The following is a 21,117-nucleotide window of genomic DNA, read 5'->3' as shown; positions in this document are numbered from 1 at the left end:
CAATGACCTCCATCCTGGACAAGGCCTCACTCGACATGCTCGAAACTGCACTGCGCAAGACCATGTCGTCGACCTCCGGACCTGATCTCGACGCCGCACTCACTCAACTCGGCTGGGCCGACATGCTCGCCGAGGCACCGGAGTCGGCTATCCCACTCTATTTTCGGCTCCTCGGCGAAACCGGTTCGCATGCGTCCATTCTCGTCGATGTGGTGCTGCACGCCACTGGGAACGCGATCGGCGACACTGTGGAGCTTCCGCTGCCCTATGCCGGTAACGCCTGGGTGGTGTGGGACCGGATCAGCCCGGCCAGCCAGGACCCGACACTCGGGGGCCTGCCACTGCGGCGGGAAGACGAGGGTTATCCGATCCGGGTGGCCGAGGCACGGCTGGCCGTCGGCTGGTGGCTCGTCGGATCGGCGCGAGCAATGCTGGCGCTGGCCCGCCGCCATGCCGTGGACCGGGTGCAGTTCGGCAAGCCCATCGCCGGCTTCCAGGCCGTCCGGCATCGGCTGGCCGAGACCTTGGTGGCCATCGAGGGCGCCGAAGCGACGCTGAACCTGCCCGGTGCGGACAACCCCGATCTGATAGCGCTGCTCGCCAAGGCGGCCGCCGGAAAGGCCGCGCTGACGGCGGCCAAGCATTGCCAGCAGGTGCTCGGCGGCATCGGTTTCACCGAAGAACATGACCTGCAACACCACATCAAGCGGGCCTTGGTTCTGGACGGATTACTCGGCAGCTCACGGGAACTCACCCGCAGGGCCGGCGCGGGACTGCGGGCCCGCGGTTCGGCACCGCGCCTCGCCGTGCTCTAGTCACCTCCCCTGCGAGCAGACGCAAAAGACCCGCGACACACCGCGCGGCGGGGCACTTTGCGTCTGCTCGCAAGAGGTCGGCTACGTGACGTTCGACTTCATCTGGTCCAGGTCCACCAGCACCGGCCAGCCGCCGACGCTCAGCGCGTTGCCGTGGCCGGTCTGGTGCACGTCGAAGACCGACTGGATGGCCGCGTAGAACCCCTGTACGTCGAGGGTCTGGTTCACCGCGCGCTTGGCCTGCCGCAGGGCGAACGGCGGCATGGTGGCGATCCGCTCGGCCAGTGCCCGGGTCTCGGCGTCGAGGTCCGCACGCGGCACCACCCGGTTCACCATGCCGGTGCGCTCGGCCTCCTGCGCGGTCACCGGCCGCCCGGTGAACAGAATCTCCTTGGCTTTGCGCGCGCCCAGTTCCCAGGTGTGACCGTGGTATTCGACGCCACCGATGCCCATGAGGGCGACCGGGTCCGAGAACAGCGCGTCGTCGGCGGCCAGGATGAGATCACACGGCCAGCACAGCATCAGACCACCCGAGATGCAGCGGCCCTGCACCGCGGCGATCGACGGCTTGGGCACGTTGCGCCACCGCAGCGTGTACTCCAGATAGCGCTTGGATTCGTGGGCGATGATCAGCTCGAGGGTGACCTTGTCGGGGACCGGCTCACCGCTGCGCAGATCGTGTCCGGCCGAGAAGTGTTTTCCGTTGGCGCGCAAAACGATCACCACGACCTCGGGATCCTCCGCTGCGCGGGTCCAGGCAGCGTCCAGTTCGTCGAGCAGCGCGGTGTTCTGGGCGTTGGCCGCATCCGGGCGGTTCAGCGAGATGGTCGCGATCGAATCCGCGACCTCGTAGTCGATGTACACGTGGTGCCTTTCAATTCCTGGGCAGGCCGAGCAGCCGCTGGGCGATGATGTTGCGCTGGATCTCGGAGGTGCCGCCGGCGATCGTGCCGGCGAAGCTGCGCAGATACCGCTCGAACCAGCCGCATGAGTGGGCGTCCAGGTTCAGCGGCGTCCACGGGCCGATGATCGCGGGGTGGGTGAGGCCGTGGGCCCCGACGGCCGACAACGCATGTTCGGCCGCTATCTGCCCGGTCTCCGAGCCCAGCAATTTGAGTATCGACAGCGCGGCGGGATCCTCGTCGCCACGCGCCGCGCGCGCCAGCGCCACCGATCCGAGCAGCCGCAGCGCGGTCACGTCCATCGCCATCGTGGCGTAGCGATCCCGATCCAACGTGGTCTGCGGGACGAAGTCGTCGACGAGATCCTGCAGCCGGTCGGCGTAACTGAGCCACAACATGTTCCGTTCGTGGCCGAGCGATCCGTTGGCCACCCGCCAACCGTCGTTCTCGGGCCCGACCAGGTTCTCCGCCGGCACCTCGACGTCGTTGAAGAACACCTCGTTGAAGTCGACGTCCTCGCTGTCACACACCGACGGGAAGGGTCGTCGCACGACGCCGGGCAGGTCGGTCGGGATCATCAGCACGCTGATCCCCCGGTGTTTGGCCGCCTCGGGATCGGTGCGCACGAAGGTCAGGATGACGTCGGCGTCGTGTGCGCCCGAGGTCCACACCTTCTGGCCGTTGACGACGTAGCGGTCGCCCCGCGCATCGGAGGTGCGGACGGCGCGTGTGCGCAACGACGCCAGATCTGAACCGGCCCCTGGTTCGCTCATGCCCAGGGCCGCTGTCAGTTCCGCACGCAGGATGGGGATGGCCCACCGCCGCTGCTGTTCTTCGGTGCCGAAAGAGATCAGCGAGGCCGCGATGATGCCGACGCCCTGGGGGTTGAAACTCTGGTAGATCCGCCGTCGCGAAAGCTCCACCTGGTGCACGTACTGCTGCAGGATCGTCGCGTTACGTCCACCGAACTCGGGCGGCTGGCCGGGGAGCAACCAACCGTTGTCGAACAGCAGACGCTGCCAGCGGCGAGCCCACTCCGGAAGGTGCGCCGTCGAGCGCGGACGCTCTCCGGCAGCGGTCGAATCCGGCTGATGCGCGTCGAGGAAGTCGACGAATTCAGCCCGGAAAGCCTCGACGTCGGCGTCGAAGGTGAGTCGCACGGCACTCCAGTCGGTTCTCGACGAAAGGCTTCTCTAATTCCCAGTATGAGAATAGTATTCTCATCGTGAGAAAGTTACAATCTCAGACACGCTGGGTGCGAGGGGGCCTAGCCCAGCGATGCCAAGGCGTTCTCCGGTACAGTTCATCCATGCTCTCCCCCATCGGCCAGGCCACGAGCACCCGGTGACCACCCCCAGCGAAGAGCCGGCCTGGAAGCAACGGGCCGTCGAACGGTCGATCAAGACCGCGAAGTTGCGCGCCGCTCAGCGCGTGCAGCGCTTCCTCGATGCCGCCCAGGCCATCATCATCGAAAAGGGCAGCACCGATTTCACCGTTCAGGAGGTCGTCGACCGCTCGCGGCAGTCGCTGCGCAGCTTCTACCTCCAGTTCGACGGAAAGCACGAACTCCTGCTCGCCCTGTTCGAAGATGCGCTCAGCCGCTCGGCCGACCAGATCCGGGCCGCGACCGCCAGCCACTCCGACCCTCTCGAACGCCTCAAAGTCGCAATTGAACTGCTGTTCGAGTCCTCCCGCCCCGATCCGGCCGCCAAGCGGCCGCTGTTCACCGACTTCGCGCCACGACTGCTCGTATCGCATCCTTCCGAAGTCAAGATCGCGCACGCGCCGCTGCTCGCGCTGCTGACCGAACTGATGGAACAGGCCCACGACGCCAAACAGTTGCGCGACGGCATCAACCCCAAGCGGATGGCCGCGATGACCATGCAGACAGTGATGTTCGTCGCCCAGTCCAGTGGCGGTTCCGACGACGGCTCCATCCACCCGATCACCGCCGACGAGGTGTGGGACTTCTGCGCGCACGGCTTCGCTCGCTGATCTCTGCGACTGAGAACACCATTCTCCGTGAGCGTCCCGTACCGTTTCGCTGACGCGCCGACCTGATCTCGCCTCCGCGTCGGAGAATGTCGTTCTACTAAGCGAAGAGTTTAATTCGCTTCGAATGCATGCGCCATTGACACCGCCCGCGTGACGATGACAGAGTGCTGAGCAATTGCCAAAACAATCGACCGGGGACCGCTGCGCGGCTTACGAGCCGAGCGGGATCAGTGCTCCGCCTGACGAATTGAGGTGCCGATATGACCGGACGCGTCGAGGGCAAGGTCGCCTTCATCACCGGAGCTGCCCGCGGACAGGGTCGTGCGCACGCCGTACGCCTGGCCCAGGAGGGCGCCGACATCATCGCCGTCGACATCTGCAAACAGATCGACAGCGTCCGGATCCCGCTGTCCACCCCAGAGGACCTCGCAGAGACCGCTGACATGGTCAAGAACCTCGACCGCCGCATCTACACCGCCGAGGTCGACACCCGCGACTTCGGCGCACTCCAGGCCGCAGTGGGCGCGGGCGTCGAGCAGCTCGGCCGGCTCGACATCATCGTCGCCAACGCCGGTATCGGCAACGGCGGTGAGACTCTGGACAAGACCGGCCAGGACGACTGGGACGACATGATCGACGTCAACCTCGGCGGCGTCTGGAAGACCGTCAAAGCCGGTGTGCCGCATATCTTGGCCGGCGGCCGCGGCGGGTCGATCATTCTGACCAGCTCGGTGGGCGGCATCAAGGCCTACCCTCATTGCGGACACTACGTAGCCGCCAAGCACGGCGTCGTCGGCCTGATGAAGACCTTCGCCGTGGAGTTGGGCGCTCAGAACGTTCGCGTCAACTCCGTGCACCCGACCAACGTCAACACCCCGCTGTTCATGAACGACGGCACCATGAAGCTGTTCCGCCCCGACCTGGAGAATCCGGGTCCCGACGACGTCAAGGTCGTCGGACAGCTCATGCACACCCTGCCGATCGGCTGGGTGGAGCCCGAGGACATCGCCAACGCGGTGCTGTTCCTCGCCTCCGACGAGGCGCGCTACATCACCGGCGTCCAGCTGCCCGTCGACGGCGGCAGCTGCCTGAAGTAGCGGCGTGCCCGGTGCCGGTGACGCCGGCTGGGTCACCGGCGGCCTGACGGGCCTGCGGTTCCCCGCGCATCCGCGCGCTCTGATCGACGGCGGGGCGGCATTCCTCACCGACGCGATGCGCGCGTGGGGTGTGCTCTCCGACGGCGCCGAAGTGATCGCCATCGGCGCGCCCGAGGAATGGGCCGGCGGCAGCACCGGCCGCAAGCTGTCGCTGTCGGTGACCTACGCACCTGCCACCACCACGCTGCCCGATCAACTGTTCGTCAAGTTCTCGCGCGATTTCGACGATCCGGTCCGCGATCACGGCCGAACCCAGATGGCCGCCGAGGTCCAGTTCGCCGCGCTGGCCCGTGCGGTGCAACTGCCGGTCACCGTGCCCAGGACGCTGTTCGCCGATCATCACGAAGGCTCCGACACGGCCATCCTCATCACCGAGCGGATTCCGTTCGGCGACAACGGTATCGAACACCATCACCCCAAGTGCCTCGACGACGAACTGCCGGACGCCGTGGGGCACTACCGGGCATTGCTGGCCGCGGTCGCGCGGTTGGCCGGCGCTGACCAGGCGGGTCGCCTACCCGCTGGCCGCACTGCCCGGTTCCCGGTCGACCTGGCAACCGCGTCGGTGGGCGAACCTCCCCGGGTCACGCCCGAGCGCACACAGCGGCAGGTGCGGCGCTACGTGGACTTCGCCCGGGCCCGGCCCGCCCTGCTGCCGGAGAACATCCGTACGTCGCGCTTCGTGCGACGGCTGGCCGACGAGGCACCGCGGGTGGCCCGCCACGAAGCCGATATCTGGCGGTTCCTCTCGGCGCGGCCGCAGCTGATCGCGCTGTGCCATTGGAACGCCAACGTGGACAACGCCTGGTTCTGGCGCGGCGCCGACGGTGCGCTGGAGTGCGGGCTGCTCGATTGGGGCTGTGCGGGCCGGCTGAATCTGGCGATGGCTCTGTGGGGGGCGCTGTCGGGCGCACGGACCGAGCTGTGGGACAGGCACTTCGACGAACTGCTCACCGGGTTCGCCGACGAATACCACCGCGCCGGCGGGCCACGGGTGGACCCGCGCGAGCTCACCGACCACGTCGTCCTCTACGTCGCGGTCATGGGGGTCACCTGGCTCCTCGGGTCGCCCGCGTTCCTGGACGGTCGGCTGCCGGCGGTGGTCCAGGGGGCGCAGGCCCCGGCCGTGCGCGACGACGAACCGGTGCGCACCCAACTGCAGATGCTCACCAACGTCCTGAACATCTGGCAGACGCGCGACGTGGCCGGCACTCTGGACCGCTGCCTGCACCAGGCCACTCCGCCGGAAACGCCCATCACACCGGGCTGAGGTGGTTGCATGGATTCCCGGCGGGGACATGGGGCGCGCGGGAGTGAGGTGGGGGCGTGAAGCGGCTCAACGGCATGGACGCGATGCTGCTGTACAGCGAAACGGACAATCTGCACACCCACACGCTCAAAGTGGCGATCGTCAACGCCGCGGACTTCGCGGAGACCCACGGCCATTCGTATTCGTTCGACGACTTCCGGCGCACGATCGCCCGGCGCATGCACCTGCTCGAGCCCCTGCGCTATCGGCTTGTCGACATCCCGCTGCGGCTGCACCATCCGATGTGGCTGGAGAACTGCGACGTCGACCTCGATTACCACGTGCGCCGGGTGCGCGTGCCGAACCCCGGTGGGCGCCGAGAGCTCGACACCGTCATCGGCGACATCGCCGGCACCCCGCTGGACCGCCGGTTTCCGCTGTGGGAGTTCTACTTCGCCGAGGGGATGGCCGATGGCCGGTTCGCCCTGATCGGCAAGGTGCACCACACGCTGGCCGACGGCGTGGCGTCGGCCAACCTGCTGGCCCGTCTGATGGATCTGGTGGGATCCGACCAGGACGACCAGGACGACTATCCGACCTGCAGCGCCCCCACCGCGGCCGAACTGCTGCGCGAGGCCGGCCGCGACCACCTGCATCAGATCGCCGGGCTGCCGAACCTGGTGTCCGACGCGGTGCGCGGGGCGATCCGGTTGCGCCGCCGCGCCCGCGAGCGCGCGGACGACATCGATCTGGCCAAGATGTTCGGCACCCCGCCGACGTTCCTGAATCACCGGGTGTCCCCCGGCCGGACGTTCGCGACCGCGTCGCTGTCGCTGGCGCAGGTCAAGGAGACGGCCAAGCACCTCGGCGTGACCTTCAACGACATCGTGCTGGCCATGGCCGCGGGTGGGCTGCGGGAGCTGCTGCTGCGCTACGACGGACGGGCCGACCGACCGATCATGGCCTCGGTGCCGGTGAGCACCGACCGATCCCCGGACCGGGTGACCGGCAACGAGATCAGCGGGCTGGCGGTGTCGCTGCCGGTGCACATCGACGATCCGCTCGAGCGGGTGCGGTTGACGGCGCTGGCCTCCGCACGCGCCAAGGAGAGCAGCGAGCTGCTCGGCCCCAGCCTGCCCGGCCGGTTGATGTCGTATCTGCCGGGTGCGTTGGCGCCCAGCGCCTTCCGGTGGCAAGCCCGGCACGCCAAACACAATCCGTTGATGAACGTCGCGGTGTCCAGCGTGTTCGGCCCGCGCGAACGCGGCCATCTCGGCGGGCCGCCCGTCACCGAGATCTATTCGGTGGGAGTGCTTTCGGCGGGCAGCGCCTTCAACATGACGGTGTGGAGCTACGTCGACCAAGTCGACATCTCGGTGCTCTCGGACGACCAGACCTTCGACGACGTGCACGAGGCCACCGACGCCATGGTGCACGGACTGGCCGAGATCCGCAGGGTGGCAGGCCTGTCCGAAGAACTCGTCGAAGTCGACAGCGCGATGGGCCCGGCGCCGGCGACCGGCTAATCCAGATGGCTGCGCAACTCGTTGCGCAACACCTTGCCGGTTCCGCCGCGCGGCAGTTCGGAGAGCACGGCGATCTCGCGCGGCACCTTGTAGTTGGCGAGGTTGTCCCGGACGTGCTGCTTGAGCTCTTCCTCACCGAGCGTGGTGTCGCCCGCCGGAACGACGAAGGCGCAGAGTCGCTGACCGTACTGTTCGTCGTCGACGCCGATGACCGCGGCCTCCGCCACACCGGGGTGCGCGGTCAGCGTCTTCTCCACCTCGATCGGATACACGTTCTCCCCACCGGAGACGATCATCTCGTCGTCGCGGCCGACCACGAACAGCCGGCCGGCATCGTCGAGGTAGCCGAGGTCGCCCGACGCCATGAAACCGTCGTGGAAGTCCTTGGTGGCGCCCGAGGTGTAGCCGTCGAACAGGGTGCCGCTGCGCACGCAGATCAGACCCACCTCGCCGGCCGGGACCGGCTGCAGATCCTCGCCCAGGATGCGGATCTCGGTGCCCGGCGCGGGCGTTCCCGCGGTGTCCGGTGCGGCCCGAAGATCGGCGGGCGTCGCGGTGGCGATCATCCCGGCCTCGGTGGCGTTGTAGTTGTTGTAGATGACGTCCCCGAACTCGTCCATGAACCGGATGACCACGTCGGGCCGCATCCGCGATCCGGACGCGGCGGCGAAACGCAGGGTCTTCCCGCTGTAGCGCGCGCGGACCTCGTCGGACAGATCCATGATGCGGTCGAACATCACCGGCACGACGATCAGCCCCGTGGCGCGGTGGCGGTCGATGAGCTGGAGTGTCGCCTCCGGGTCGAACTTGCGGCGGGTGACGATCGTGCACGCCATCAGCGCCGAGAACAGCAGCTGCGAGAAGCCCCAGGCGTGGAACATCGGCGCGACGAGGACCGTGGTCTCCTCGGCCCGCCACGGGGTCCGGTCCAGGATGGCTTTCAGATCGCCCGCGCCGCCGCCACCTTCGGCGCGACGCGCCCCCTTCGGGGTGCCGGTGGTGCCCGAGGTCAGCAGGATCATGCGGCTCTTGGTCGTCGCGGGCTTCGGGCGCCGGCCCAGATTGGCGTCGACCAGCTTCTCGACGGTCTGATCGTCGGTCGGCTCATCGGTCCAGCCGAGGATGCGAGTGGCGCCGGGCGTACTCGACAGCGCGGTGTCGACGACAGCGGTGAACTCCTCGTCGTAGATCACCACATCGGCGCCTTCACGGTCGACCACCTCGGCCAGGGCCGGACCCGCGAACGAGGTGTTCAACAGCAGGATGTCGGCGCCGATCCGGTTGGTCGCCACCAGCGCCTCGACGAATCCGCGGTGGTTGCGGCACATGATCGCCACGCTGCCCGGCGCCAGCTCCTGCAGCGCGGCGGCCAGGGCGTCGCACCGGTCGTCGAGTTCGCGCCAGGTCAGCGTCCCGATCTCGTCCACCAGACCGGGCCGGTCCGGACATCGGGCGGCCGCGGCCGCGACTCCCATGGTGGCGGTCATCCCGACGCGTCGCCCGGCCAGACCCATCCGCAGATACCGATCGGGGCGCATCGGGGCGATCAACCGCGCGCGCCAGAGGGTGGTGAGCAGTCCAGGGATGTCGGCCATCTCGTCAGCCCAGCACAGGGAAGCGGCGTTCGCGGGCGAGTTGGTCGAGTGCGTCCTGCATGACGCGTCGGACGTAGGCGTCGACCTCGGCGACGTCGGCATCCTCGCCGAACTGTTCGGCGACGTCGATCGGTGCGAGGACCCGCGTGACGATCTTCGACGGCAGGGGCAGGTTCGGCGGGAAGATCACCGACAGTCCGAAGGGGAATCCGAAGGAGACGGGCAGGATCTCCATGCGCGCGCGTTTGAGGCCGAGTCGGCGGGCCAGCGAGTCACCGCGGGCGAGGAACAGCTGGGTCTCCTGCCCGCCGATCGACACCATCGGCACGATCGGTACGCCCGATTCCAGCGCCGCGCGCACGTATCCGGTGCGTCCGCCGAAGTCGATCCTGGTTTCGGTGGTCGGCCGGTAGGAGTCGTAGTCGCCGCCGGGGAAGACGAGGACGACGGCGCCCGAGCGCAGCGCCTTGCCCGCGTTCTCGCGGCTGGCCTCGATCACCCCGGCCCGGCGCAGCAGGCCGCCGAGTGGCCCGATGAAGACCCCGTAGTGGGCCAGCGTGTACACCGGACGGTCGTAGCCGAACCGGCCGTAGAACGCCGGCGCGAAGATCAGCACGTCCGGGGTGAGCATTCCACCGGAGTGGTTGGACACCACCAGCGCGCCGCCTGCCGGCGGGATCGCCTCGAGATTGCGGACCTCGGAACGGAACCACCGCCTGATCACCGGACCGACCGTCTTCGAGATCGCGGCCGTGAACCCCGGATCCCATCGGGCGACCTCGGGCTGGTCGGTCGGCCGATCGTCGGCCTGGTCGTCGGCACCGCCGGTCATGACTCCCCCTGATGGCTATTGATCTGCGGTTACGTTACTCTCCGGAAAAGAGAACGTCATAATCCCCGGTCGCCTCGACCGACCGTACGCCGTCGTCCGCCAAGGAGAAGAATGTCAGACACGGTGCTCGTCACCGGTGGTTTCGGTCTCGTCGGATCCCAGACGGTGCGGCGGCTCGCGGCGCTGGGCCGCCGGGTGATCGCCACGGATCTGCCCACCGATGCGAACCGCAAGGCCGCCGCGACGCTGCCCGGCGGGGTGCAGGCACGCTGGGCCGATCTCACCGATTCCGACGAGGTGTCCGCGCTGCTGGCCGAGGTGTCGCCGGCGGCGATCATCCACCTGGCCGCGGTCATCCCGCCGGCCATCTACCGCAGCCCCGGTGTCGCGAGGAAGGTGAACGTCGGCGCCACGGCGACGCTGGTGGCCGCGGCCGAGGCCATGGCGACGCCCCCGAGGTTCATCCAGGCCTCGAGCAACGCGGTGTACGGGGCCCGCAATCCGTACCGCACCTCAGCGCCGGTGACCGCCGACGATCCTCCGCACCCCACGGAGCTGTACGGCGGGCACAAGCTGGAGGCCGAGGAGATCGTCCGCGGCTCCCGCCTGCAGTGGGTGGTGCTCCGGCTGGGGGGCGTGCTGAGCGCCGACCCGGACGCGATGCCGTTCACCACCGACGCGTTGTTCTTCGAGAGCGCCCTGCCGTCGGACGGGCGCCTGCACTCGGTCGACGTGCGCGACGTCGCGTGGGCCTTCGCGGCCGCCACCACCGCCGACGTGGTCGGCGAGATCCTGTTGATCGCCGGCGACTCGTCGCACAAGATCCTGCAGGGTGAGGTCGGGCCGGCGCTGGCGGCCGCGCGGGGTATGGCCCGCGCGCTGCCGCCGGGGCGCCCCGGGAATCCCGACCGCGACGACGCATGGTTCATCACCGACTGGATGGACCCGACCCGCGCCCAGCAGGCACTCGGCTTCCAGCACCATTCGTTTCCCGACATGCTCGCCGAACTGCGTGACCGGATCGGCTGGAAGCGTTATCTCTTCGCGGTGCTCGCTCCGCTGGCCCGGTTCTACATCGCCCGCCAGGGCGCCTACCGCAACGCGCCCGGACGCTACGCCGATCCGTGGGCGGCCATCCGCACTCGGCTCGGTGAACCAAATCTCGATCGCAGCTGAGTCAGCCCGGCCCCAGGGTGGGCTCGCCGGTCTGCGGATGGTGGTACCAGCCGCCTGCAGCCTGCGTCCCGCCGTCGACGTGCAGGGTCTGGCCGGTCAGATAGCTCGCCAGATCTGAAGCGAGAAAGACTGCCGCCCCGGCGATCTCGTCGACGTTGCCGGGCCGGCCCAGCGGGATCGCGTCGCCGATCCCCGGCGGCAGCCCGACGGGTGAGAGCGCGAGCAGACCCTCGGTGACGACGACATCGGGGGCGATGGCGTTGACGCGGATGCCGTGCGGCGCCAGTTCGAAGGCCGCCGTCCTGGTGTAGTTGATCACCCGGCCTTGGCCGCGGCGTACGCGGCGTAGCGCGGCGCAGCGCGCACACCCTCGATGGAGGTGATGCTGATGACGCTGCCCCCGATACCCGCGGCGACCATGCGCCGAGCGACCTGCTGTGTGCATCCGAGGACGTGTTTGAGGTTGGCGCGATACAGCGCGTCCCAGGCGTTCTCGCTGGTCTCGAGCAGCGGTGAGGCGAAGGTGCCGCCGGCGTTGTTGACCAGAACGGTCGGGGTGCCGAGTTCGGCTTCGGTACGGTCGAGCGCCGCGGTCACCTGGTCGCCGTCGCGCACGTCGGTGACGATGCCCAGACCGCCGGTCGCCTGCGCGGCAGCGGCACAGCTGTCGGCATCGCGCTCCCAGATCGCCACCGTGGCACCGAACGCGGCAAGCCCGGCCGCGACGCCCAGACCGATGCCGGTGCCGCCGCCGGTGACGACGGCGACCCGTCCGGTGAGCATGATGTCCGACGGTGCGATGGCCATGCCGACCAGTCAACCAGTCAGCGCGGTGGCGCGTGACCGATGACCCCCTCGGCTTCGAGGGCGTCGATCTCCTCGCGGGACAGTCCCAGCCCGGCGAGCAGTTCCTCGTTGTGCTGGCCGAGCAGCGGGGCCGGCGCGCGGTGGTAGCGGTCCGGTCCTGCCGACATGCGGAACGGCAGCCCGCTGTGGGGCACGTCGTCGTTGACCGGATGACCGACCGATTCGAAGAATCCGCGGTGTGCCAGCTGCGGGAGTTCGGTCTGGCGGTGCGGTTGCATCACCTTGGCCACGGGAATGCCGGCGCCCCAGAGTGTTTCGACGATCTGGTCACCGGAACGCGTCTCGCACCAACGCTCGAGATGGTCGTCGATCATGTCGTGCCGGTCCCGCCGCCCGGCCGCGGTGTCCAGCGCCGGATCCGCGGCCCACTCGGGGTCATCGAGCGCCCTACGCAGCGAAGCCCACTGGGCGTCGGTGGCGACCGCGATCGCCACCCAGCAGTCCGCGCGGCCGAATTCGTCGGTTCCGGCGCTGCGGTAGAGATTCTGCGGCGCCGCGGTCGGCCCGCGGTTGCCGTCGCGGCTCAGCAGGGCGCCGTAGGCCGTGTACTCGATCACCTGCTCGGCGGCCACATTGAGCGCGGCATCGACCATGGCGGCCTCGACCAGGACGCCCTCGCCGGTGCGGCGGCGGTGCTCCAGCGCGAGCAGCAACCCGTGCAGAGCGTGGATCCCGGCGTTCGGGTCACCGACCGAATACGGCTCGTTGGGGTTGCGGTCGGGATAGCCGGTCAGCCAGCTGATGCCCGCGGCCGCCTCGATGACATAGGCGAACGCCGGGTTGTCCCGCCAGGGACCGTCGAGCCCGAAGCCCGGCATCCGCAGCAGGATCGCGTCGGACCGCAGCGCGATGACGGCGGCGAAGTCGAGCCCGATCTGATCCATCACGCGGGGGGTGAAGTTCTCCACGACGACGTCGGCGGTTGCGATGAACCGGTTGAGCAGGTCGCGGCCCCGACCGGTGCTCAGGTCGAGGGTGATGCCCTCCTTGTTGGTGTTGAGTCCGGAGAAGATCGGCGAGCGCTCCCACCACTTGTCCTCGCTCGCGGGGATGCCGGCGATCAGCCGGGTGCCGTCGGGTCTGCGGGTGGACTCCACGTGGATGACCTCCGCACCGAGGAGCGCCAGGATGTGGGTGCACGACGGTCCGGCCCAGAACGTCGTCAGGTCGAGGACCCGCAGCCCCTCGAACGGCAGCGCACACGGCGCCGCCGACCCGTTGCCATCGCGCTCGGGCGCGTTCTCCTGCCGGTAGTGCTCGGTGTGCTCGCCGAGACGCGGCGCCGGGGCTGGCGCGCGCAACACCGCGGGCATCAGCCGGTACGGCGGCCCCGGCTGGGTGAACCCGTGCCCGGGGTGGCCCACGAACGAACCCCGCTCGACGAAGTGGTCAAGCCGGGCGACGTTCTCGCCGTTGGCGACCGGCGCGTTGGGGATGCGGAACGCCGATGCCAGATCGCGGATCTCGTCGACGGTCTGCTCGGCGACCCACGCGTAGAGCTCGTCGGCTTTCTCCGTGGCCTGCTGGGTGATGGTCAGCGGCGAGTTCTCGTCGATCCACTCGTCGTGCCCGGTCATCGCGCACAGGTCGAACCACTGCTGGGCGGTGCCGCACCCGAGGTCGACGAGGCCGTCCTTGGCCCGGGCGATTCCGGGCACCGTGAGCCTACGGGCGTCGCGCCAGGGCCGGCCCAGCATCCGGTGGTAGGTCACCGGATAGTAGGTGAGCCCGAGGATCTGGGTCTCCAGCATCGACAGGTCGATGAGTTCCCCCACCCCGCGCCGCCGGCTGGCCAGCACGGCCACGCTGGTGTAGGCGCCGGCGAAGTATTCGCCGACCTGGCCGCCGACGAAAACCGGTGCCCGGTCGGCTGATCCGCGGCCCAGTCCGACGATGCCGCCCGACCACGCCTGCAGGGTGAACTCCGTGGCGGGCCGGTCGGCCCACGGCCCGTAGAGACCGAACGGCGTGAGAGCCGCGACGGTCAGCCCGGCGTGGCGGCGCCGGATGGCCGCCGGGGCGAAGTGCGGGTGCTCGGCCAGTTCCGAACCCGGCGACCAGATGACGGCGTCAGCGGTGTGAAGCAGATCGTCGACGAATTCCGAGTCCCCCGGCTCGGCGACGACACTGCGCTTGCCGCCGGACAGGAAACCGAACAGGGCGCCGTCGGTGCCGGTGTCCGCGCCGGACGCCGACCACGACCGCAGCGGATCCCCCTGCGGCGGTTCCACTTTGACAATCTCGGCGCCGCCGTCGGCGAGCAACTTCGTGCAGTAGGCGCCGGCGATCCCGGTCGTGAGGTCGATGACCCGCATCCCGGTCAGTGGCGCGCTGCGCCCCGTCATTCGGAGTGCCTCCGGGACTTGCTCAAGCGGAACTCCGGGGGGAACTTCGCGTCGTTGTCGTTCACGGCGTCGGCGAGGCCCGCGTCGAGGGCGTCGCCGAGGGTGAAGTCACCGGTGTCCGGGCGCACCGTGCCGCCGAGCGATTCGAACACCGCGGACAGCAGGCTGCCCAGATATTCACCCTGGAACTGCTTGACCACCTCGAAGAACATCTTCTGCTGGAACACGCTGTCCACCGGGCGGTTCCGTGCGCATGCCAGTGCGTACTTCTCGACCTCGGCTTCGAGCTGATCCCTGGCGACCACCTTGTTGACGAAGTTGCAGTCCTTCATCTCCTCGGCGGTGAACGGGCGGCCGGTGAACACCATCTCCTGGAATGGCCGCAGACCCATGGTGAGCACCCAGGTCCACATGCGCGGGCCCCAGCCGTAGTAGCGGAACGACGGGTGACCGAAGAGCGCGTCGTCGCTGGAGATCACCAGATCGGCGTCGGCGCACTGGTAGAAGTGCCAGCCGTAGCAGTAGCCCTTGGCCTCGACGATGCTGATCTTCTTGAGTTCCTGCAGCGCCCGGTTGCCCGCGGCGGCGTTGGCGTACCAGGCGCCCATGGTGGCGCCGTGCCGGAAGGAGTCCTTCGGCGGATACCTCACCGCCGGGTCGTCGACGCGCAGTTCGGCCAGGCGGTCCTCCTCGGTGCCGGCCATGAAGTCGGGCAGATCGGCTCCGCTGCCGAGGTTTTCGCCGACGCCGCGGATCACGACGACCTTGACGTCGTCGTCGACGGTGGCTCCGCGGAGCAGATCCGCATAGCGAAGCCGCGCCGCAGACGTCGGGGCGTTCAGATATTCGGGGCGGTTGAAGGTGATCGTCGCGACCTTGGTGGCCGGGTCCTTCTCGTAGAGAACGATGTCTTCCGGTGGCGGCGCCTGCACCATGTCAGGACGTGACGGCCTGCGCCCACGCCGGACTCGACGTCAGCACCTCGGGTCCGTCGTCGGCGATGAGTACGGCGTCTCGGTGGAACACCGCGCCGACGCCGGCTTCCCAGACGTACGACGTGACCGCGAGCACCGTGCCGGGGTCCAGGCGCTCCGACGCCGAGGTCTGCGGCAGGTCCGGCGATACGACGGGCGGATCGAAGCCGAGGCCGAGTCCGTGTGCGACGGGGATCGGCGGCAGTGCCTCACCCGCGGCGTCGTACGCGGCGAGCAGGTCGCCCGCCGGCGCACCAGGGCGGCACGCGGCGAGCAGCCGCCCCCACACCTCGTGTGCGCGCCGGAACAGAGCGTCCGCGCCCGGCACGTCACCCACCGGCCACGTCCGGCCGACCTCTCCGACGTATCCGTCGGCCAGCGCACCGGCGGCGAACGCCACCAGGTTGCCCTCGGCGATCCGCCGGTCTCGCCGCCCGACCCGCCAGGAGTGCTCGGGCGAAGTGATCCAGGCCCCGTCCTGGGTGGCGGACGTGCTGTAACCACCCGCGGTCATCGCCTCCATGAGTACGCCGTTGAGGGCCTGTTCCGTCGTGCCCACCGCGAGCTCGGACACCGCTGCCGCCAGGCCTCGTTCCGCGACCCCCAGTGCGCCGCGCAGCACCACGAGTTCGTCGGCGGTCTTGGTCCGTCGGGCGGCCTTCATCGCGACTTCGGCGTCGACGAGTTCGGCGTTCGGGAACGCGATCGGCAGGAGCTGCGCGAACGACGGGGAGATCGCGTCGGTCCCTACGCGTTTCGCGTCGGCAGCGCCGTCGATTCCCTTGAGCACGTCGATGAGGGTCATCGGGTTCCAGGCCAGTCCGTAGAGGTGATCGTGGCCGATCTCCTCGGGGATGCCCTCGTCCCAGGTGCTGTTCAGGTGGATCTCACCGGTCGATCGCACCAGGACGCAGATCGGCGCGAACGGCCGGGTGCCCGCGACCCACAGTTGCGGAGCGCCGGTCACGTACCGCACGTTGGCCTGGCGACCCAGCACCAGCACGTCGAGGTCGTGGGCCTCCATCTGGGCAATCGCGCGGGCCCGCCGCCCGGTGCGCAGGGTGAGGTCGTCCGGCAGGATTTTTTCAGCCATATCAGCTCAGTCCGTAGGGCGCGTAGGGGTAATCGGTGATCGACTGGTAGCCGTCCTCGGTGATGATCACGATCTCCTCGCCGCGGTAACCGCCGGTGCCGTCCTCCCACACGACGGGCTCGAGAACGAGCAGCATCCCCGCCGGGAACACGAAATTGTCGTCGAACTGCTCGCCGAGATCGGTTCCGATCATCGGCATCTCGGCGGCGTTGGTGCCGATGCCGTGGCCGAGGTAGAAGTGCGGCAACCACGGCTTGGTGCCGCCGTTGGCGGCGATCGCCGCGCGTGCGAGATCGCCGGCGGTGGCACCCGCGCGCGTGACCGCCAAGACGGCGTCGAGGATCGACCGCCACTTCGCGAAGTTCGCGTTCTGCTCGGGCGTGGCGTCCTGTCCCACCACCCAGGTTCGGCCCCAGTCCGAGCAATACCCCTCGAAGGTGATGCTGATGTCGGTCCACAGCACGTCGCCCTGGTCCAACGGCTTCTCCGTGGGTAGCAAAGGCAGTGCCAGATCACCGGTGGTGGTCCAGACAGCGCCGCTGCTGCGGGTCGTCGGCATCACCTGCCAGATGGCTTCGATCATGTTCGTCGTCGCACCGAGTTCGAACGCGCGCCGAACGAACCGCGCCGAGAGGTCCATCTGGCTCACCCCGGGGACCACCGCGGGCTGAACGTCGAGGAGTGCCTCTTCAGTGATGCGGCAGGCCCTTCGTACCGCAGCGATCTGGTCGACGGTCTTGACCAGTTTCGCCGGGCCCACCACCAGAGCGGCGTCGCTCGCTGGCCCCGCGGGAAACAGCTTCCCGGCGGCCCGCCGCATCGCACCGGTGAGTTCGTCGACGGCGACCGTGGCGGTCGGCGGTATCAGGCCCGCGAGTACCGTCGCGAAATGCTCCGCGCCCTCGTCGAATTCGAGATAGAGGGGGCCGTGGACGTGATCGTCGGGCACTTCGGTGTCGAAGGCGCTGCCCTCACGGAAGGGCATGTACAGGTGCGGGTGCTCGTCGTCGGCGACCACGACGGCCACCGGGCGTTCGACGTGCGACAGTCCGGCATCGAGCAGCGGCCAACTCGCCCCGGTCGCGTAGACCACGTTGCCGTTGCCGAGCAGCACGAGGGCATCGACGCCCCTCTCCCGCATCGACGCCCGCAATCGCGCACCGCACTCGCGGTACATCCGGGCGCGGTCCGGCCGTTCGGGAAGGTCGAACAGCGCAGTTCCCGACGCCAATCGGGAAGACACCGCCGTCACGAGACGCCCAGGAAGTTCTGCACGTTGGTGCTGACGATCTTCACCGCGGCCTCGGCACCCACCGCGTCGACGACGGTTGCCAGCGACTTCTCGGAGTAGCCGAACGTCGACTCGTTGTGCGGGTAGTCGCTGGACCACATCACGTTGTCGACCCCGATGCGATCGATCAGCTGCAGACCCAGCGGGTCGACCATGAACGAGGCGCTCATGTGGTTGTCCCAGTAGTGCCGGACGTCGTGCTGCAGTTCGTGGTTGAACATGTGTCGGTAGGAGGCGAGCATGTGCTCGGCATCCTGCAGCGCGGTGGGTACCCAGGCGATGCCGCCCTCGAACCAGCCCACCTTCAACGAGGGGTGCCGGTCGAGGATGCCCGAGAAGACGTACTTGGCGAACTGCTCACGAAACGAGTCGACGTTGACCATCATGCCCACGACGACGCTGTTGTTCTGGCAGGGCGTCTTGGGCGGAGTCTCCCCGATGTGGTGGCTGACCGGCAGCCCGGCGGCCTCGATCTCGTCCCACACCGCGTCCATCGACGTGCTGCCGTAGTCGTAGATGTTGCCCTCGTCGTCCTTGCCGGGGTTCAGCGGCAGCAGGAACGTCTTCAGGCCGAGCGACTTGAGTTCCTCGAGCGTGCTGCGGGTCCCTTTCGGGTCCCACCAGTTGATCAGCCCGACGCCGTAGAAGTGGCCGTTGCTCCGCTCCTGCAGATCGGCGATGTGCTCGTTGTAGATCCGGAACACCCGCTCGCGCAGCGATTTGTCCGGGTAATGGAACAGGGCCAGCACCGCATTCGGGAACGCGAGTTCCTTGTCGATGCCGTCCTCCTTGAGCTCCCGGATGCGGGCGTCGATGTTGTTCGACGCCGCGCCGGCGAGGTCGTCGTACTGCATCAGCACCCGGCCGAAGTCGCCGCCCGTCCAGGCTTTGCCTTTCATACCGACCATGTAGGCGCCGTCCTCGTACCAGATGCGCGGCGCGGCGCCCTTCAGCTCTTCGGGGAAGCGTTCGTAGAAGATGTCGTCGGCCACCGAGATGTGGTTGTCGGCGGAGAAGATCGTGGTGTCTTCCGGCAACCCGGTCAGTCCGTCCGGCGTGGTGTGACCCTTGCGGTGTTTGGGCGCGCCGAAGCCTTCGGGCGGATACAGGGCAGTCGTGGTGGGGGTGGACATGAGGGTCTCCAATCGGCCTATGGCAGAGAAGGCGGTTACCAGGTCACCGGTAGTTCGTAGACGCCGTAGGCGAGTCGGTCGTGTTTGAAGGGGATCTCCTCGACCGGGACAGCCACCCGTAGCGTCGGAATGCGCCGCAGCAGGGTGTGGAATACGATCTGCAGTTCCGCACGGGCCAGCTGCTGCCCGACACACTGATGGCGTCCGTAGCCGAAGCCGAGCTGCTGGCCGGCGTTGCGGCCGAAGTCCAGCCGCTCCGGATCCGGGTAGGCCGACGCATCCCAGTTGGCCGGGGCGAGGTCGATGATGATGCCCTCGCCGGCACGAATGGTCTCCCCCGCAATCTCGATGTCCTCGATCGCGACGCGCCGCTGGCCGTTCTGGATGATCGACAGATAGCGCATGAGCTCTTCGGCGGCGTTGGCGATGAATTTCGGATCGTCCGAATCACGCAGCGCCGCGGCCTGTTCGGGATTCTCAAGCAGCGCCAGCACACCGATCCCGATCATGTTCGCCGTGGTCTCGTGTCCGGCGATGAGCAGTCCGGTGCCCAGCTGCGCGGCCTCTTTGACGCTGATCTCACCGGCGGTGACGCGCTCGGCGAGATCGGACACCGCGTCCTCGGCCGGATTCGCCTGCTTCTCCTCCACGAGGTTGATCAGGTACTGGTGCAGGCTCATCGCGCCCTTCTGCATGGCGTCGGCCGCCGCGAAGCGCGCCAGCCCGGCGTTGGCGTGCTCCTGGAAGAACTCGTGGTCCTCGTACGGCACGCCCAGCATCTCGCTGATCACCTTGGTGGGCACCGGAAGCGCCAGAGCCGAGACGATGTCGGCGGGTTGCGGCCCGGCGAGGATCGCGTCGATGCACTCATCGGTGACCTGCTGGATTGTGGGCCGCAGATTTTCCACCCGACGGAACGTGAACGGTTTGGACAGCATCCGGCGGAAACGGGTGTGCTCCTCGGCATCCGAGGTGAACACCGACCGCGGCCGCTTCTCGACCGTGGAGAGCATGTGTTCGTTCCAGTGCGGGAAGCCCGGGCGGCGGTCGTCGACGCTGACGCGGAAGTCGGCGAACAGGGTCCGGGCGACCTCGTGTCCGGTGATGAGCCACGGCGTGCTGCCGTCCCAGATCCGGACCCGTGACAGCGGTGTGGCCGCGCCCATCTCGAGCATCTGCCGCGGCGGTGCGAAGGGGCAGCGCGCGTCGCGCTCCATCGGGTACTCCGGAATTGCGGGGATCTCCGGGGAGGCCTCCGTCGCTCCGGTCAAGGTGTCCGACACGTGATCACTCCTCGAGATGGATGGCCAGAGCCGGGCAGGCGGCTGCCGCGTCGCGGACCTCCGGCTCCTGTTCGGGGGCGGGTTGCTCGACCAGCAGCTCGACCACCCCGTCGTCGTCGCGTTGGTCGAAGACGTCGAAGGCGTTGAGCACACACTGTCCGGAGGACACACACTTGTCCTGGTTCACCACGATCTTCATCACGGCTCTTCGGTAACCGGGGCCTGCCAGAGGCCGACCATCGCGTCGATGAGCCCGGAAGCTGCTGCGCTCCAGGATGTTCGAGGCACTGGAGCACCTTGGGCCAGACCGCGCTCGCGATCGGCGCAGCTGTGCATCAGCAGGTTGCGGCCCATGATGTTCCGCTCGGCGCGCACGTCGGCGGGCAGGTCCGGCAGGCAGGTGCTGATCCCACTGATCACCTCGACCAGCGAGGGGGACGACAGCGCGTCGCGCACGATGATGCCGTGATAGGCCGGATCGGTCATGACCTGGGCCGCGAAGCGCGCGTACCAGGTCGGGTTGCCGAGTTGCTCGAGATGGTCGGTGAGTGGACGGACCAGGCAGGCCACCCAGTCCCGCATCCCGGGGCGGGGACCCAACTCCGAGACCATCTGCTCGCGCAGACGCTCGATCGGCCCGCGGTGCTTGTGCTCGATCGCCCGCACCAGATCGGTCTTGGAACCGAAGTGGTACCCGACTGCGGCGTTGTTGCCCTGACCCGCCGCTTCACTCACCTGACGGTTGGAGACGGCGAACACCCCGTGTTCGGCGTAGAGGCGTTCGGCGGCCCGCAGAATCGCCTCCTGCGTACCGGTGGCGCGTTCGGCCCGCGCGGACCTGGCTGTGGTCACAGTCACAGTCAACGCCGCCGGTGACTTTAAGT

At 68.4% G+C, this 21,117-nt stretch carries 18 protein-coding genes and 1 pseudogene; 6 read left to right on the top strand and 13 right to left on the bottom strand.

Going from position 1 to position 21,117, the window contains the following annotated elements; genetic code table 11:
* Positions 1-2: 2 nt before the first annotated feature.
* Positions 3-815: an acyl-CoA dehydrogenase family protein gene (locus ACN27E_RS00300; protein WP_422745981.1), complete on the top strand. Its 813-nt coding sequence runs from the start codon at positions 3-5 to the stop codon at positions 813-815.
* An 81-nt stretch (positions 816-896) separates the two neighbouring features.
* Here the strand turns inward: ACN27E_RS00300 and ACN27E_RS00295 are convergent, their stop codons facing one another.
* Both ACN27E_RS00295 and ACN27E_RS00290 read right to left on the bottom strand, forming a co-directional pair.
* A complete protein-coding gene (locus ACN27E_RS00295; RefSeq protein ID WP_422745979.1) occupies positions 897-1,679 on the bottom strand; it encodes an enoyl-CoA hydratase in 783 nt (260 codons plus the stop codon).
* A 10-nt stretch (positions 1,680-1,689) separates the two neighbouring features.
* Positions 1,690-2,877 carry an acyl-CoA dehydrogenase family protein gene (locus ACN27E_RS00290; protein ID WP_422745978.1) on the bottom strand — a complete coding sequence of 396 codons (1,188 nt, stop codon included), beginning with the start codon at positions 2,875-2,877 and terminating at the stop codon, positions 1,690-1,692.
* 118 nt (positions 2,878-2,995) lie between these two features.
* Here ACN27E_RS00290 and ACN27E_RS00285 point away from each other — a divergent pair, with 118 nt between their 5' ends.
* The 4 genes from ACN27E_RS00285 (at position 2,996) to ACN27E_RS00270 (ending at position 7,644) form a co-directional block, all read left to right on the top strand.
* Positions 2,996-3,712: a TetR/AcrR family transcriptional regulator gene (locus ACN27E_RS00285; RefSeq protein WP_422745977.1), complete on the top strand. Its 717-nt coding sequence runs from the start codon at positions 2,996-2,998 to the stop codon at positions 3,710-3,712.
* A gap of 260 nt (positions 3,713-3,972) precedes the next feature.
* Positions 3,973-4,809, top strand: coding sequence for a mycofactocin-coupled SDR family oxidoreductase (locus tag ACN27E_RS00280; RefSeq protein ID WP_422745974.1), 837 nt, complete (start codon positions 3,973-3,975; stop codon positions 4,807-4,809).
* A gap of 4 nt (positions 4,810-4,813) precedes the next feature.
* Positions 4,814-6,139, top strand: coding sequence for a hypothetical protein (locus ACN27E_RS00275; RefSeq protein ID WP_422745972.1), 1,326 nt, complete (start codon positions 4,814-4,816; stop codon positions 6,137-6,139).
* A 56-nt stretch (positions 6,140-6,195) separates the two neighbouring features.
* On the top strand, positions 6,196-7,644 hold the full coding sequence (locus ACN27E_RS00270; protein WP_422745970.1) for a WS/DGAT/MGAT family O-acyltransferase: 1,449 nt from the start codon (positions 6,196-6,198) through the stop codon (positions 7,642-7,644).
* Here ACN27E_RS00270 and fadD12 read toward each other — a convergent pair.
* Both fadD12 and ACN27E_RS00260 read right to left on the bottom strand, forming a co-directional pair.
* Positions 7,641-9,239 carry an acyl-CoA ligase FadD12 gene (gene fadD12, locus ACN27E_RS00265; RefSeq protein ID WP_422745968.1) on the bottom strand — a complete coding sequence of 533 codons (1,599 nt, stop codon included), beginning with the start codon at positions 9,237-9,239 and terminating at the stop codon, positions 7,641-7,643. The two genes, ACN27E_RS00270 and fadD12, sit on opposite strands and share 4 nt — an antisense overlap.
* Before the next feature lie 4 nt (positions 9,240-9,243).
* Positions 9,244-10,071: a lysophospholipid acyltransferase family protein gene (locus tag ACN27E_RS00260; protein ID WP_422745967.1), complete on the bottom strand. Its 828-nt coding sequence runs from the start codon at positions 10,069-10,071 to the stop codon at positions 9,244-9,246.
* Between the two features lie 111 nt (positions 10,072-10,182).
* On the opposite strand from ACN27E_RS00260, the gene ACN27E_RS00255 reads away from it, so the two are divergent.
* Positions 10,183-11,247 carry an NAD-dependent epimerase/dehydratase family protein gene (locus ACN27E_RS00255; protein ID WP_422745965.1) on the top strand — a complete coding sequence of 355 codons (1,065 nt, stop codon included), beginning with the start codon at positions 10,183-10,185 and terminating at the stop codon, positions 11,245-11,247.
* 1 nt (position 11,248) lies between these two features.
* Here ACN27E_RS00255 and ACN27E_RS00250 read toward each other — a convergent pair.
* The 9 genes and pseudogenes from ACN27E_RS00250 to ACN27E_RS00210 all read right to left on the bottom strand — a co-directional run bounded on the left by ACN27E_RS00250 (position 11,249) and on the right by ACN27E_RS00210 (position 21,085).
* A pseudogene (locus tag ACN27E_RS00250) lies at positions 11,249-12,054 on the bottom strand (SDR family NAD(P)-dependent oxidoreductase).
* 17 nt (positions 12,055-12,071) lie between these two features.
* Positions 12,072-14,459 (bottom strand): CaiB/BaiF CoA transferase family protein, encoded by a 2,388-nt coding sequence (locus ACN27E_RS00245; RefSeq protein WP_422745964.1) that lies wholly within the window; start codon positions 14,457-14,459, stop codon positions 12,072-12,074.
* Complete coding sequence (locus tag ACN27E_RS00240; protein ID WP_422745962.1) at positions 14,456-15,394, bottom strand: enoyl-CoA hydratase/isomerase family protein; 939 nt, start codon at positions 15,392-15,394, stop codon at positions 14,456-14,458. The genes ACN27E_RS00245 and ACN27E_RS00240 overlap by 4 nt, the downstream gene beginning before the upstream one ends.
* Before the next feature lies 1 nt (position 15,395).
* Positions 15,396-16,526, bottom strand: a complete 1,131-nt coding sequence (locus ACN27E_RS00235; RefSeq protein ID WP_422745961.1) for a M24 family metallopeptidase — start codon at positions 16,524-16,526, stop codon at positions 15,396-15,398.
* Position 16,527: 1 nt separating this feature from the next.
* Positions 16,528-17,703 (bottom strand): M24 family metallopeptidase, encoded by a 1,176-nt coding sequence (locus ACN27E_RS00230; RefSeq protein WP_422750143.1) that lies wholly within the window; start codon positions 17,701-17,703, stop codon positions 16,528-16,530.
* Positions 17,704-17,774: 71 nt separating this feature from the next.
* A complete protein-coding gene (locus ACN27E_RS00225) occupies positions 17,775-18,950 on the bottom strand; it encodes an amidohydrolase family protein (RefSeq protein ID WP_422745959.1) in 1,176 nt (391 codons plus the stop codon).
* A 35-nt stretch (positions 18,951-18,985) separates the two neighbouring features.
* Complete coding sequence (locus ACN27E_RS00220; protein WP_422745957.1) at positions 18,986-20,233, bottom strand: cytochrome P450; 1,248 nt, start codon at positions 20,231-20,233, stop codon at positions 18,986-18,988.
* A 4-nt stretch (positions 20,234-20,237) separates the two neighbouring features.
* Entirely contained in the window at positions 20,238-20,432 is a 195-nt protein-coding gene (locus tag ACN27E_RS00215) for a ferredoxin (RefSeq protein ID WP_422745955.1), read from the bottom strand.
* On the bottom strand, positions 20,432-21,085 hold the full coding sequence (locus ACN27E_RS00210; RefSeq protein ID WP_422745954.1) for a TetR/AcrR family transcriptional regulator: 654 nt from the start codon (positions 21,083-21,085) through the stop codon (positions 20,432-20,434). The genes ACN27E_RS00215 and ACN27E_RS00210 overlap by 1 nt, the downstream gene beginning before the upstream one ends.
* Positions 21,086-21,117: the final 32 nt, after the last annotated feature.

The sequence above is a fragment of the Mycobacterium sp. WMMD1722 genome, assembly GCF_049315205.1.
GTDB lineage: Bacteria > Actinomycetota > Actinomycetes > Mycobacteriales > Mycobacteriaceae > Mycobacterium.
The sequence above is the reverse complement of the archived record's forward strand: the minus strand, read 5'-3'. Positions and strand labels throughout refer to the sequence as shown.